General features: G+C 65.8%; 9 protein-coding genes and 1 tRNA gene. 1 reads left to right on the top strand and 9 read right to left on the bottom strand.

Annotated features, from left to right (window positions below):
- Positions 1–108 precede the first annotated feature (108 nt).
- The 9 genes from gspI to ATE59_RS08085 all read right to left on the bottom strand — a co-directional run bounded on the left by gspI (position 109) and on the right by ATE59_RS08085 (position 11,842).
- The gene (gene gspI / locus ATE59_RS08125; RefSeq protein ID WP_058811991.1) at positions 109–486 is read right to left on the bottom strand and encodes a type II secretion system minor pseudopilin GspI; all 378 of its coding nucleotides are present in this window, start codon (positions 484–486) and stop codon (positions 109–111) included.
- Complete coding sequence (locus ATE59_RS08120; protein WP_058811990.1) at positions 476–964, bottom strand: GspH/FimT family pseudopilin; 489 nt, start codon at positions 962–964, stop codon at positions 476–478. The genes gspI and ATE59_RS08120 overlap by 11 nt, the downstream gene beginning before the upstream one ends.
- Positions 939–1,418 (bottom strand): type II secretion system major pseudopilin GspG, encoded by a 480-nt coding sequence (gspG, locus tag ATE59_RS08115; protein WP_040589238.1) that lies wholly within the window; start codon positions 1,416–1,418, stop codon positions 939–941. The genes ATE59_RS08120 and gspG overlap by 26 nt, the downstream gene beginning before the upstream one ends.
- Before the next feature lie 12 nt (positions 1,419–1,430).
- A complete protein-coding gene (gene gspF / locus ATE59_RS08110) occupies positions 1,431–2,648 on the bottom strand; it encodes a type II secretion system inner membrane protein GspF (RefSeq protein ID WP_003039285.1) in 1,218 nt (405 codons plus the stop codon).
- Positions 2,641–4,143 (bottom strand): type II secretion system ATPase GspE, encoded by a 1,503-nt coding sequence (gspE, locus tag ATE59_RS08105; RefSeq protein WP_156416738.1) that lies wholly within the window; start codon positions 4,141–4,143, stop codon positions 2,641–2,643. Before gspE ends, gspF begins: the two co-directional genes overlap by 8 nt.
- Complete coding sequence (gspD, locus tag ATE59_RS08100) at positions 4,140–6,332, bottom strand: type II secretion system secretin GspD (protein WP_058811989.1); 2,193 nt, start codon at positions 6,330–6,332, stop codon at positions 4,140–4,142. Before gspD ends, gspE begins: the two co-directional genes overlap by 4 nt.
- A 5-nt stretch (positions 6,333–6,337) precedes the next feature.
- Complete coding sequence (locus ATE59_RS08095) at positions 6,338–7,216, bottom strand: type II secretion system protein N (protein WP_082657350.1); 879 nt, start codon at positions 7,214–7,216, stop codon at positions 6,338–6,340.
- Positions 7,217–7,389: 173 nt separating this feature from the next.
- Complete coding sequence (locus tag ATE59_RS08090; RefSeq protein ID WP_058811988.1) at positions 7,390–10,140, bottom strand: TonB-dependent receptor domain-containing protein; 2,751 nt, start codon at positions 10,138–10,140, stop codon at positions 7,390–7,392.
- A gap of 79 nt (positions 10,141–10,219) precedes the next feature.
- On the bottom strand, positions 10,220–11,842 hold the full coding sequence (locus ATE59_RS08085) for a hypothetical protein (protein WP_003039299.1): 1,623 nt from the start codon (positions 11,840–11,842) through the stop codon (positions 10,220–10,222).
- A 318-nt stretch (positions 11,843–12,160) separates the two neighbouring features.
- On the opposite strand from ATE59_RS08085, the gene ATE59_RS08080 reads away from it, so the two are divergent.
- Positions 12,161–12,247, top strand: a tRNA-Leu gene (locus ATE59_RS08080).
- Positions 12,248–12,342: the final 95 nt, after the last annotated feature.

Here is a 12,342-nt window from a genome sequence, read left to right as displayed (position 1 = left end):
CCTCGGTTCGTGCTGAGCCTGACGAATCACCTCTCTTTTCTTTGACGCCGAAGAAAGGACGGCCCTTCGACATGCTCAGGGCAAAGGGAGAGGAAATGCGAATGTGCCTCATCGCGACGCCCGAATGATCGTCAGCACCGCCTGCCCGCGCCCCGCCTCGGGCCGGACGATCAGGTCGATACGCAGCAGGCTGTCGTCGGCTGTCGGGGCGACGCGTTGTTCGATCCGCCAGTTGCGCCCGGCATTGGTCACGCTGGTCGTACTGGCGCCGATCGTCGGTGGCGCCGGATCGGTCCAGAGTTCGACGGCACGATTTTGCGCGACGATGCCCGCGACGGTGCTTTCGTCGAGATCGCCCGCGGTTCGCACCGCATAGGCATCGAGCCGGACAAGCGTCAGCGCCGCAATGCTGATGATGCTGAGCGCAACGAGCATTTCGAGCAGGGTGAACCCGCGCTGGCCGGCGATCGACGGCCTAGCGATCACGGCTGACCTCTCCGGTTGCCGAAACGCGGACCACTTCGCGCGCCTCGCCGCCCGCCAGCACCACCGCCTGCGGCGTCGGGCTGGTACCGACGCGGTCGAACAGGATGCGCGCCGCGCCCTGCCCGTCGCCAGCGGCGAAGCGAATATCGGCGGGCCAATTGCGCTGCGCAAAGGCCCGGCCGGGCAAAGGCGCCCAGGCGCCGTCGATGCGACGTTCGAAACCATAGCCCGACGGCGCGAAATTGACCGCGACACTGCGCCCCTCGACCACCGCGACGTCGCGCGCCGCGGCGAGCCGCGCCGCCAGCCGGTCGGCCTCGCTGCGCACGCTGCGTTCCTCGCCCGGGATGGTCAGCACGACGGCGGTCGCGGCCAGCGCCAATATCGTCAGAACGACCATCAGTTCGACCAGCGTGAAGCCACGCGCCTTGCCGCGCCGGAGGCGACCGCGGTCAGCTGTCCCCGTGGATGTCGGCATTTTCGTCGGTCCCGCCGGGCGCGCCGTCGGCGCCGAGCGACCAGACGTCGAACGGCTTTCCGTTCGCGGCGGGCGCCTGATAATTATAAGGGCGTCCCCAAGGATCGCTCGGCAGTTTCTTGATATAGCCGCCGCGGCGGTAGCGTTCGGGCTGCGCCAGCGACGGCGGCGGCGTCGACAGCGCGTTCAGCCCGTCGGTCGTCGCCGGATAAGTCAGATTGTCGAGCCGATATTGTTCGAGCGCATTCTCCAGCGTCGCAATATCGGCCTTAGCCTTCGTCACCATCGCCTTGTCCTGGCTGGGCAGGACGTTGATCAGCACGACCGTTGCGAGCAGCCCGATAATGAAGATGACGACCATCAATTCGGTAAGCGTGAAGCCGCGCTCGTCGCGCTTGCGGCGGCGCCGCGGCGGGCGTGAGGGATCGAGCATCAGGCGAAGGAAAAGCTGCATCAGCGACATCTATTATAGCCCTGCAAGGTTCTGCAACTGGAGGATCGGAAGCAGGATGGAAAGGATGATAAGCGCGACGCAAGACCCCATAATGACAATTATGACAGGTTCGAGTAGCGCCATCGAAGCGGCGGTAAAACGGTCGAATTCGCGTTCGAGATAATCGGCGGCGCGTTCGAGCATCTGTTCGAGTCGACCCGCGCTTTCGCCGCTTGCGGTCATGTAGACGAGCAGTGGCGGAAACACCCCGGCATCGCGCAGCGCCGACGACAGGCTGCCGCCCGCGCGCACCTGATCGACGATGCGGTCGGTTGCACTGGCAAGCGCGGCGTTGCGGATTGTCGGCACGGTGAGCCGCAACCCCTCGACCAGCGGCAGCCGGCTCGACACCATGGTCGCGAGCGTCCGGGCGAAGCGGGCGGCATAGAGGTCGCGCAGCAGGCGGCCGAGCAGCGGCAGGCGGAGCAACCGGGCATCGACCCCGGCCTTGAAGGCCGGGCGGCGCATCGCGCTGACCCAGCCGAAAATCGCGCCCGCGATCAGCAGCAGCATCAGCCACCACCAGTTCGCCGCAAAGCTGGAAACCGCGATGACCGCGCGGGTCAGGAAAGGCAGTTGCTGACCGACGTCATCGAATTGTTCGACGACGCGCGGGACGACGAAGATCATCAGCGCCGCGACAACCCCTACCGCGACAATCGCGAGCACGACTGGATAGGCAAGCGCGGCGATCAGTTTGCCGCGCACCTGCGCCTGGCGTTCGAGCAGGTCGGCGAGCCGCGCGAGGATGGTCGTCAAGCTCCCCGTGGTTTCGCCCGCCGAGACCATCGCACGGTAGAGCGGCGGGAAACTGGCCGGCTGCCGTGCCATCGCGTCGGCAAGGCGGCGTCCTTCGAGCAGGCCTGCGTGAACGTCGCCGATCACCGCGCGCGCGCTTTCGGCCTCGCTCTGGCGCGTCAACGTGCGCAGCGCCTCTTCGAGCGGCGCGACTTCGGCGAGCGTCGCAAGCTGGCGCGTGAAGAGCGCCAGTTCCTTCGCGCTCAACCGCGCGCTGCGAAAGGCGAAAAGCGACCGCGCGGGCGCGGCGCGCGTACCCGCTTCCTCGACCGCGACGATATGGAATTTTCGCGCGGCAAGATTGGCGCGCGCAGCGTCGTCGTTGGCCGCGGTCAAACGTCCCTTGCGCTCGCGGCCCTGGGGATCGATCGCCACATAGCGATAATCAGGCATCGACATCCTCGCGCCGCGCGATGCGGATCGCTTCCTCCGGCGTCGTGATCCCCTTTGCGACCATCGCGCGGGCCGCGCTGGCGAGCGTCGGCGCCTTCAGAAAGGCGTGCTTCGCGATCATCGACTCGTCGCCGCCAGCATAGATATAGCGACGCACCGTCTCGTCGACCTTGATCGCTTCGAACACGCCGATCCGGCCCTTGAAGCCCGTGTGTCCGCATTCGTCGCAGCCCTTGGGCCGCCAGATCACGGTGCCGATGTCGAGGCCGAGCATCGCGGCAATGCCATTGTCGGCCTGCACCGGCTCGCGGCACGTCGGGCACAGCTTGCGCACCAGACGCTGCGCGAGCACGGCACGCAGGGTCGAAGCGAGCAGAAAGGGTTCGACCTTCAGATCCTTGAGGCGCGTGATCGCGCCGACCGCGTCGTTGGTGTGGACGGTCGACAGGACGAGGTGGCCGGTAAGCGATGCCTGCACCGCAATATCGGCGGTTTCGCGGTCGCGGATTTCGCCGATCATCACGACGTCCGGATCCTGGCGCAGGATAGCGCGCAGTCCCGCCGCGAAATCGAGTCCGACCTTCGCATTGACCTGCGTCTGACCGACGCCCTCGACCGCATATTCGACCGGATCTTCGACGGTGAGGATATTGCGCTGACCGTCGTTGAGTTGCTTCAGCGCTGCATAGAGCGTGGTCGTCTTGCCCGAACCCGTCGGCCCGGTGACGAGAATGATGCCATTGGGTTCGGCCAGCGCCTCGCGCAGGATGCGGTCGGCTTCGCCGGACAGGCCGAGGACGTCGAAATCGATCCCCGCGGTATCCTTGTCGAGGATGCGCATGACGACGCGCTCGCCCGCGCGACTGGGCAGCGTCGACACGCGGACGTCGATCGCCTTGCCCGCCAGCGTCAGCGCGATGCGACCGTCCTGCGGCACTCGGCGTTCGGCAATGTCGAGCCGCGCCATGACCTTGATGCGGCTGACGACGACGGGCGCGACATGCGGGGGCATGCGCAGATGTTCGCGCAGCACGCCGTCGGCGCGCATCCGCACGACAAGGCCGCTCTCATAGGGTTCGATATGGATATCGCTGACCCCCTGGCGCACCGCTTCGGCGATGATCGCGTTGATGAGGCGGATCGCGGGGGCATCATCGGCGCTGTCGAGCAGATCCTCGGCGCTCGGCATGCCGCTCGCAATCAGATCGATGTCGCCGCCATCGAGCGAGCCTGCCATTGCCGCCGCCGACGCGTCGACCGCATAATGGTCCGAGAGAAGCCGGTCGAAATCGGCGACGCTTGCCGTCACGACCCGCAGCGGGGCGGCGAGGTAGCGCTTTACCTCGATCAGCACCGCCGGGTCGCTCCCCTCGCGCAGCGTCGCGAGCCAGCCTTCACCGTCGGGTGCGATAACGACGCCGTGACCGCGCGCGAAGCTATAGGGGATGTCGACCGGCACCGTCTGCGGCGCGGCGGCCGGCACAGCGTCGGTCACGGTTGGCCTCCCTCGGACGGCGGCACATCGACGGGCGTGACGCTGCCGTCCGGACGGCGCAGCGCAGGCTGCTCGCCCGGCCCGACCGTCACGTCGGCGGCTGTCGCCGCGCTCGGCAGCGGCGGCGTCGTGCCCATATAATCGCGCACCAGCGTGTCGATCGCGGGTTCCTCGCCCGGATTCCGGCGCAACTGGAAGTCGCGGATATAGCCATAGCGGCGCGCCGTCAGTGCGGCGTTGTCCTCGGCATTTTTGAGGATCGTCGGGCGGATGAAGACCATCAAATTGGTCTTGGCACGGCTGCGGCTGCGTGATTTGAACAGTTCGCCGATCAGCGGGATGTCGCTGAGCAGCGGAATCCGCTCGATCGTCTTGCGTTCGTCGTCGTTGAGCAGCCCCCCGATCGCGAGGATCTGACCGTCGTCGACAGTCAGCGTCGTTTCGAACGAGCGCTTGTTGAGGATGAGGTCGCTGTTGCGCGACGACACGGGGCCGGCGACGCTCGACACTTCCTGACGCAGGAACAGCTTGACCTCGCCCGCGCCATTGACCTGCGGCGTGACTTCCAGCTTGATGCCGACTTCCTCGCGCTGGACGGTGCGGAAGGCATTGTCGAAATTCTTGCTCAACGCCTCGCCGGTCGTGATCGGCACTTCCTGCCCGACCAGGAATTTCGCGGCCTGATTGTCGAGCGTCACGATGTGCGGCGTCGCGAGCAGGTTCGACGTCGTATCCGATTTCACCGCATTGATGATCGCGCCAAACACCGTGTTCTTGCCGATGTCGCCCGCGAAGCCGGCGAATCCACCGGTTGCCGAGAGCAGCGACGCGGCCGCGGCCTCTTGCAGGCTGCTGCCGAGCGCGCTCGACGTCTGGGTCACGACGGTCGTGCCGTCGACGGTCGTCGAATCCTGCGTCAGCTTGGTCGCGGCATAAGCGCCCCCCAGCGTCAGGATATTGGGCTGGGCATTGCCATAGCTCGTCGCGGCGAAGGGGATATTCTTGCCGCCGAGCAGGAACTGGACGCCGAGGCGCTTTGCCGCATCGTCGCCGATTTCGACCACGATCGCCTCGACAAGCACCTGCGGACGGCGCGCGTCGAGCTGGCGGATCAGTTCGCCGAGCATCCGCTGCACATCGGCATTGGCGGCGACGATGATCGCGTTGGCGCCTTCGTAGCGGGTGACGATCGCCGGACCGCGCGTCGCGATGCTGCCGCCCGCCCCGCTGACCGTGGTCGGCGCGGCGCTGGCGGTGGTCGTGGCCGCGGGGGCCGGAGTGCCGCCGCTGCCACCCGACGAAGACGATGAGGATGCCGGCGGCAATCCCGCCTTCTGCGCCGGGTCGCTACCGCCGCCAACAAGCTGTTGCAGCGTCGGGAGCAGCGTTTCGGCATTGGCATGTTCCAGCCAGTAAACGCGCAATTCGGTCCCGCCCGCCGCGCGCATGTCGAGATCGCGCGCCATCGACACGAAGCGCGCAACCATCGCCTGATCGCCGCGCAGCGCCACCGCGTTGCTGCTGTCGATCGGAACGATCGCGACCGGCGCCTGCGCGCCCTCCCCCGCCGCCGGGACCAGCGCCTGAAGCGCGGCGGCGATTTCGCGCGCGCCAGCGTTTTTCAGCGCAACGACCTCGCTGGTCGAGGTATCGCGGTCGATGCTCGACGCGAGCGCACGAATGCGCCGGATATTGTCGGCGAAATCCGCGACAACGAGGCTGTTCGCATTGCGGTTGGCGGTCAGCGAGCCCTGCGGGCTGACCAGCGGGCGCAGCGTTTCGACAGCCGCCATCGCGTCGATATGGCGCAGCCGGATGATTTCGGTGACAAACTGGTTCTGCGCCGCACCGCCGCTGCCGATGCGCGTCGGCTGCGTCGCCGCGCCGTCGATCGGCTGGATGCGATAGCTGCCGTTGGGATTGGGCACCGCAACCAGACCGTTGGCGCGCAGCGTTGAGAGGAAAATTTCGAAATATTCGCTGCGCGACAGCGGCCGGTCGGTGACGACCGATACCTTGCCGTTGACACGCCCGTCGATCACGAACGTCCGCCCCGTGATCCGCGCCGCATCCTGGATGAAGGCGCGAACGTCGGCGTCGCGGACGTTCAGCGTATATTGGGCCAGCACGGGAACGGGGGTCGCCGAAACAAGGGCGGCGGCCAGCATGAGAGAGAGTTTGAGGCGCATAAAACCTATTGTTTCGAAAGGAACAGGGCGACGGGAACGACGCTCGCGCCGCGCTCGACCTCGAGCGAGACGCGCGCACCGGGCGCAAATTGGCTGGCGAGCGCGGCGGCATCGGCGGCCGATCCGATCGGACGGCCGTTCACCGAACGAATGACATCGCCGGGGCGCAGGCCCGCGGCGCGGAAGACGGCGCCGTCGCCCTGCGGCTGGACCGAAAGGCCGGTGACCTTGCCGCCTTCGGTGCGCGGCGCGAAGCCGATGCCGGCCTTGAGCGCGGCGGGCGACATCTCGCCGCTCGCCGTGGTGCCGTTGGCCGCCGCGCCGGGGGATCCGACCTCGGGCGTCGGGGCGGGCAGCGGCGTCGCGGGATTGGCGACCGGCGCGTCGCCGCTTTGATCGAGAAACAGGCTTTCGCGCGTGCCGCCGCGGTCGAGGAGCACATGGTCGAAGGCGACGCCGACCAGCTTGACGCCCGGCGCGATCTCTTCGCCGACGGCATAGCTGTTCTGCAGACCGTCATCGCCCGCGATGATCGCGGAGCCCCCGCCGGTCGCTTCGTTGAGATTGATCCCGAACAGCGTCAGGCCGAGCGACGTGACCGTCGCGCTGACCGGCCCTTGCGGCCCGCTGCGGAAGAAGGGGTCGAAGCTCGAGAAAATCGCGCGGCGTTCGGCCGACGATGCGATGACCGCGGTCTGCGGCTGCCACGCGCCCAGCGGGGCGAGCGGAACGATCAACGCCCAGAGGAGATTGACGCATTGCCAGATCAGCAGTGCGCCGAGGATGACGACGCCGATCAGCGGCGCGGCATCGCGCGGCGCCCGCCTGCCGGCACGCAGCCAGCGCGGCAGCCGAACGGCCGATCCCCTCATCAGCGTCGCCATGACCCTATCTGTCCCCCAGCTGAAACCTGTCTCGCGAATCGCCTAGGCGCCGTCCGTGACAATCAGTTGACGGGAAGATTACAGTTTTTTGTCAGAGGGGCGAGTCCGGGCTGGCGCCGGCACCCGCCAGTGCCGCCCCGGCGCTGCGGCCGGGGCGGCTGGCAAGGGATGCCTCAGAATTTCAGCGACCCGCCCAGCGAGAAGGTCGTGCCGGTCTTGTACAGGTTGTAATAGATGCGGTTGTCGCCGCTTTCCTGCATTTCCTTGTATTTCGTACCGAAGATGTTGCGGGCCTCGAACTTGAGTTCGAGTTCCTTGCCAAACAGCGGGATACCCTGGCGCGCGACGAAATCGACCTGGATTCCCGGCCGTTCGAAGATGTCGGGCTGACCCGACGGGCCGCGCCGCGTGACGCGATCGGATGCATAAGAGATCAGGAAAGTCTGCTGCGACAGCTTGTCGGTGTCTTCGAGGCCGAATTCCAGATTGACCAGATGATCCGACTGGCCGGTCAGCGGCGCGCCGTCGCGGAAGAACTGACTCGCCAGCGTCGCACCGGTGAACGGATAAGCCTGAACGGGATCGTTCGGCCCGACCTTCAGCTTCGATTGCGACCAGGTGTAGTTGCCGATCAGCACTGCGCGGCGGCTGGCCCAGAAAGCCCCGTTCATACCGCTGAGGTCGAAATATTTCTGCGCCTCGAACTCGACGCCATAAAGCGTCGCCTCGGGCGCGTTGGCAAAGCGCGTCGTCACGCTGTTGCCGTCGAAGCTGGCGTAGGTTTCGATCGGATTCTTGATCTTTTTCCAGAAGCCGCCGAGCGACACGCGCTGTTCGGGTGCGAAATACCATTCGAGGCGCGTTTCCGCGTTATAGAGCTGGCTGTCGACGAGCTGCGGATTGCCCTGGAACGTGCGGTTGCTGTCCGGATCATAATAGGTCTGGAATACCAGCTCGCGGAACTGCGGCCGCGCGATCGTCTTCGACCCGCTCAGGCGGAATTGCAGCTGCGGCGAGATTTCGTAGGTCAGCGTCGCGGCAGGAAGCAGATAGTCGCGCTTGAGGTTGGTCGCCGGCGGCAGCGTCGGGTTGACCGTATAGACCTGCACCGCGCTCACGCCCTGATTGGCGCTTTCGTAGCGCGCGCCGATGTTGAGGTTGAGCTGGTCGGTCAGATCGGCCTGGAGCTGGACATAGCCCGCATGGTTGCGCAGCGTCGCCTTGAAGGTCGGGTTCGACCCCGTGCTGTCGACGAGCGCGATCCCCATCGCAACGGGGTTCGCCGGACAATCGGGCGCAACCGTCGCATCGACGCCGGGGAAGCAGATCACCGCCTGCGAGAGCAGCAGGTCGGGGCGCAGCAGCGAAATGCCGAGCGGGATGTTGTTGTTGCCCTGGAACAGGAAGTCGCGGCGTTCGGTGACGCGGCTGGTATCGCTGAAGGCATAGCCGAGGATCAGCTTGACCCGCGCCGCCAGATCGTAGGTGACGTCGATACCGGCCGAATAGAGATCTTCGTTGAGGTCCGAAAAGGCGATCGTCGCGCTGCCCGGCCGCTGGCCCGTGTTCAGCGTGTTGGTGAAGAACTGCCCATAGGGATCGGTCGGGCTGTTTGAACGGCTGTACATGAAGCTCAGCTCGAACGGCGCCTCGCGCTGCGAATTGGCGTAGCCGGCGCGGATATCGACATCAAGGCCGTCCATCGGCTTGAACTCGCCGACAAACTGCGTGTCGATCAGCTGGCGGGCGTACCAGGCAGTGTCCTGATACTGGAAGCTGACGCCGGGGTTGGCGTCGGCGGTGTCGGGCCGGTCTTCGGCACCGAGGCGCGCCTGTTTGATCGTGTCGCGGATATAAAGGTTGGTCCAGCGGATCTTGTTATCGCCGAATTCGAGGCTGAGACCGAGCAGCGCGTTGGCAACGACACGGTTGTCGGTAACGACGCGGCGGACATTGGTGTTGAGCGACGACAGGTCGAGCGCGTTCGCAGTCTGCTGCGCAATATCGCGCGTGCGCCATTTGGTCGTGTAGCCCGCGGTCGCGATCAGGCCGAGTTCGGCATCGCCGATCGTCCACGATTTGCCGCCGGTGACGTTCACGCCCCAGTTGACCGGCATATTGTTGTTCTGTTGCAGCACCGCATTGCTGGCGTTGACGAACTGGCCGGCGATCGCCTGCTGGTTGACACTGGGATCGTTGATGCGCAGCCCCGATGCGCGCCACGCCGCATAGGCGGGCGGCAGATTGCGGCCGCCGTCACCGAAGCCGGTCCAGTCGCTGCCGGTGCCATAATAGGTGTAGCCGAGCTGTCCGGTGGTTTCCGAATTGCCGCCGATGCTGCCGCCAATGGTCAGAAACGGCTCTCGCGGGACCGCCTTGGTCGTCAGGTTGATGACGCCGCCGCCGAATTCGCCGGGGAAATTCGCCGAATAGCTTTTCTGCACCAGCGAAGAGGCGATGATGCTGCTGGGGAAAATGTCGAGCGGGACGACGCGCTTGAGCGGTTCGGGGCTCGGCAGCGGCGAACCGTTGAGCAGTGCGAGCGAATAGCGATCGCCAAGGCCGCGAACATAGACGAAGCCGTTGCCGACAACGCTGAGGCCGGTGACGCGGCCGAGCGCGCCGGCGATATTGCCTTCACCCGTGCGCGCGATGTCGGCGGCGCCGAGCACCGAGACGACCTGCGGCGCGGTGCGCTCGATATTGGCGCTGCGGCGGCCGGTGACGACGATCTCCGCGCCGGGGATCGAAATGTCGGTATCGTCCTGCGGCGCTGCTTCGGCAGAGTCTGCGGGCGCGGCGTCCGCGGCAGCTTCTGCCGCGGGTTCGGCCGGAGCGGGGTCGGTCTGCGCCATCGCCGTGGCGGGCGCGACGAGCGCCGTGGTGATCAAAAGCAGGCTGGCGAGCCGGTACGGCTTGGACATGGCGGTTTCCCCAGAATCCGGATCAGATATGCGGGAGGGGACGGCACGCGCCGCCCCCTCCCCGGTCGACGTTTCAATCTCAGCTGGTCGGCAGCGAGGTGCAAAGACCGCTGTTGCCGGTGCCGAAGCTGGCGGTGCCGCTGTTGCAGGTCCAGCCCTGGTACCAGGTGTCGTTGGCGTCCTTGACCGCACCGATATAGGTCGTCTTGTCGAAGAAGCCGGCGCGGGTCAGTTCGATGCTGTTGAAAGTCTGGCCGTTCAGCGTCGACATATCGAACGGCGTCACCGCGGTTTCGGTCGCACCATTGACGAAGAGGCTGGTCAGCGTCGGAACATATGTGTCGCTGTTGCCGTTGCTGCCGGCGCCGAAGATCGCCTGCACCTCGGCCGCGGTTACGCCGCTGCCGATATATTTGGTCGCCGAACACTGCATGAGCACCGACTGAAACACCGGCGCGCCATATTCGTCGATCGCAGCATTCTGCGTCGCCGAAGCCGTCTGCGCGCGGCTGATGCGCAGGCAGGGGTTGTTCGGGCTGAGCAGCACGCTGTTGTAGATGCCGTAGTCGGTGCCGCCGCGCAGCAGGATCGACGCCTGGTCGGACGAGGCGTTGGGCGAATTCTGGTAGAAAACATAGTTGGCGACGCGCGTGTTCTGGCGCGGATTGTCACCGTCGAGCGCATTGTCGGTATCGGCTTCGATCATCGCGTCGCCGATGTTCGCGCGCTGGACGACGATCCCGTACTGGAAGTTCGCCTTGGTCCCGACGTCGGTGTCGAGATTATCGTCCTCGGCGCCGACCGCGATGAAATATTTCATGTGCGCATGGCCACCGAACACTTCGACTGCGTCGTCGGAGCTGTTGTACGACATGATATGGTCGAGCTGGGTGCCCGAACCGACGCCCTGCAGCGTCAGCGACTGAAGCTCGCTGTTCGCCGACAGGATGTAGCCCGAATAGCGGATCTGGACATAGCTCATCCGGCCGCTGCTTTCGCCATTAGTGGCACCGCCATAGAGCGCCGGATCGACGGCGCCTTCGGTCTGGCGTTCGCACGCCGTCGTGCCCGGGGCCGCACCGCTGGTGCCGCAATCGGTGATCTGCGCGCGGCCGCTCAGCACGACGCCGCCCCACTGGCCCGACGAATTTTCGGTGTTCAGGCCCTGGACGTTGTCGCGGCTGGTGAAGATGATCGGCAGCGTCGGGGTGCCGACCGCCTGGATCGAGTTGCCGCGGTTGACGTTGAGCCACGACGGACCCGATTCGCCGTACAGCATCACGCCCGGCTCGATCGTCAGCACGACGTTGGTCGTGCCCGACGTCGCCGCGCCCTGATCGGTGCCGACATCGACGCGGCCGTTCATGCGATAGACGAGACCGGCGATCTTGGGCAGCGTAACGCTCTTGTTGATGCGCGACGGCAGCGTGCAGACGCGGAATTCGCCGACGGTCGGATTCTTGATCGTGCCGCTGTCGGTCAGGCCCTGCGGATCGGAAATCGTGGGGCAGCCCGCGGCCGGGGTCACGCTGGGCGTCGGGGTCGGCGTCGGGGTCGGCGTCGGCGTGGGGGTCGGCGTGGGATTGATGATGATGGTGCCGCCCTCACCCGGCGACGCGATATTGTCGGCGCCGCAGGCTGCCAAGACAGAACAGGCCACGCCACTGAGCATGACCAAACGAACGCGCGCAAAAGCCGCCATGAAAATCTCCGTTCCCCGTGTGCGCGCCCTCGGCACGCTGCTGAACATTCATCCGCGAACGAGAAAAGGAATCGCCCCTCGCCCCCGGTGACGCCGCCACTAGGGTGATTCGATGACGGTCTGACGGTAGAGCCGTGACAGTTGAGTGACTCTTCGGAGTCGTTTCGATGACATGGCGCGAACGCGCGCCTCTGCGCCGCCGCGCCGATTGCGCGATCCCGAAAAATAATTGCGCGGTGCTCGCTTGCATCGCCAACAAAGCTTTGCTAGGCGCCCGCTCCTACCTGGTGCCGGACCCGATCCGGACCATCATGATGTGCGGTCGTGGCGGAACTGGTAGACGCGCAACGTTGAGGTCGTTGTGGCCGAAAGGCCGTGGAAGTTCGAGTCTTCTCGACCGCACCATTATGTTTTGAGTTCATTGAATAATTTTTGGTCTTGCGCCGACTTTGGCGCAGTCCTTTTCTTAATCGCGGCCAACGAGGCCTTCTTCGCTGCAT

The organism is Sphingopyxis sp. A083 (assembly GCF_001468495.1).
GTDB classification, from domain to species: domain Bacteria; phylum Pseudomonadota; class Alphaproteobacteria; order Sphingomonadales; family Sphingomonadaceae; genus Sphingopyxis; species Sphingopyxis terrae.
The sequence above is the reverse complement of the archived record's forward strand: the minus strand, read 5'-3'. Positions and strand labels throughout refer to the sequence as shown.